This window comes from Caballeronia sp. LZ003 (genome assembly GCF_031451465.1).
In the GTDB taxonomy this organism is placed as follows: domain Bacteria; phylum Pseudomonadota; class Gammaproteobacteria; order Burkholderiales; family Burkholderiaceae; genus Caballeronia.
On record NZ_JARUXJ010000032.1, the window covers coordinates 1 to 1861 of the forward strand.

General features: G+C 55.7%; 2 protein-coding genes. Both read left to right on the top strand.

Going from position 1 to position 1861, the window contains the following annotated elements; all coding sequences use genetic code 11:
- Positions 1-1413: hypothetical protein (locus QCE79_RS32640; protein WP_309851510.1), on the top strand; the 1413-nt coding region annotated here is incomplete at its 5' end.
- Positions 1410-1679, top strand: a complete 270-nt coding sequence (locus tag QCE79_RS32645; RefSeq protein ID WP_309851512.1) for a hypothetical protein — start codon at positions 1410-1412, stop codon at positions 1677-1679. The genes QCE79_RS32640 and QCE79_RS32645, both read left to right, overlap by 4 nt.
- The last annotated feature ends 182 nt before the right edge of the window (positions 1680-1861 follow it).

The window sequence follows — 1861 nt, forward strand, 5'->3', positions numbered from 1 at the left end:
GGAGTGACGAGTACGCTGGTGCGCGGCGGGAGTTTGCAACGCAATGCCGGGGCGATTGCGGGCGATACGATCGGGGCGATGGTGATCGCGCAGATGGCGACGAAGTCGGTTGCGCCGGCGAAGGTGAAGATGGATGAGCCGACCAACGGCAGCACAGCTACGCTGTACGGAACGGGAGGCGATGTTGATGCGTTGGTGGCGCGGGCGGGGTACAACGCCGATCCGGGTCAGCAGTTTGGGTGGTCAGCCAATGCACAGTTCACACCTGCAGCGAGTTCGTTTGATGCGACCGCGGCAGGGCTGGGGATTACACCGGATGAGGCACGCGCACTGATAGCAGTGGACAACGGCGCGTCGCTTGTTAATTCGTCATCGAACACGCCGGGTGTGGATGTACGCGCGGTTCCGTATCCGCAGATCGCAGTACATGATTTGCCGGCAATGGACATCGGAAGTATCAGTGCCGCGCCAAGTCTGTGGGACGGTCTGCGCAACATTGGCGGTGCTTATGAGCATGGCGACATCGATCTGACTGACGCATTGAAGATGGGAGCGGAACAGGTCGGCGAAAACGGGCGTGGCGTCCATCCGAAACAATTCGTCCTTGATCGTTCGACGGAGCTTTCCGCATGGGGAGTGCATCACGGTGGCTTGATTGGCGGAGCGGCGCTATATGGTGGTAGCGTCATTGGTGGCATTGCGGATGGCTTGCTGCCAGACTCGTTCGGGGAAGGTGTTATCAGCGCAGGGGCCGCGATTGCAGGCGGTCCTCTCATTGGCCGGGCGGTGGCAGGACTTGAAAGCTTGGCTGTGCGCAGTGCATATACTTCGTTCTTGGCAGATGATGTTGGGTCTGTGTTGCAAGGCTTCGGGTCGCAGGTCGAGCGTATGGTCGAACGCACTGTGCCGGCGCTCCGAATGTATGCGGTGCCCGAGGATATGGTGACTAGCTCCCGCCTCGAACCTCCTGTTCCTCGGATTGATATCAGCAACGAGTTTTCAATTAATCGCTACGGCGGAGGAGTTAGCATTGACTATCTCGATGCGGAATACGGAAGTCATGGTCTGAACGCTTACATTGATCAAAGTCAACGCCTTTCGTTTGAGGTCCGAGCTCAAGGCGACATCGCCGCATTAGGCTCGGGTACAGATATGTTTGCGAGCATGATGCTGCGTTTAGATAGAGAGGGGATTCCAGTAAACGGCATTACCGGAACTTGGATATCAGGAACCGACAGCGTAAACGCGGCTGAGTATGGGCGGAATCTGGCCGCAGGTATGAGCAAAGAAGATGCTGCGATCAACACTTGGACTGGCAGAATGGCATCACGCTACGGATTTACATCGGTGACTGTGCCGGATCCAATCCTTTCTAACACGCAATTTGCTTATTTTAAGAAGCTTGGACAATGATGGATGATCTAATCAAAGGTGTACCCGCGTCTGATCTCTTTGGACGAATCCTGTCTTCGAATCTAGCGTTCACGGGGCGGGATTTATGTCGTCTATTAATCGAGCGATTTCCAGCAATCGATGGTGCCGCCGTCCAACTTGTTCGTCGCTGGAAAGGCGTAGGGCGAGCCGATGGAATATCGGATGCAGACTTAAATATTGGCATCGCGCATTTCCTTGAGGAGGCAGGATACTTGAACAATGATGGCTCCTCCATCAAGAAATAGGGTGTATTTGCAATAGATACGACGCATTTAATCGTGTCCTGAACTCGGGCCGCATTAAGCGGCCCGAGTTCATTGGATCAGTCGTGGCTGGATCAAGACCATGACCGACGCCAACGGCCGCACCACGATCGACGAGCAAGACACGTTCGGCCGCGTGACGAAACACACGGACCTGGGCGGCC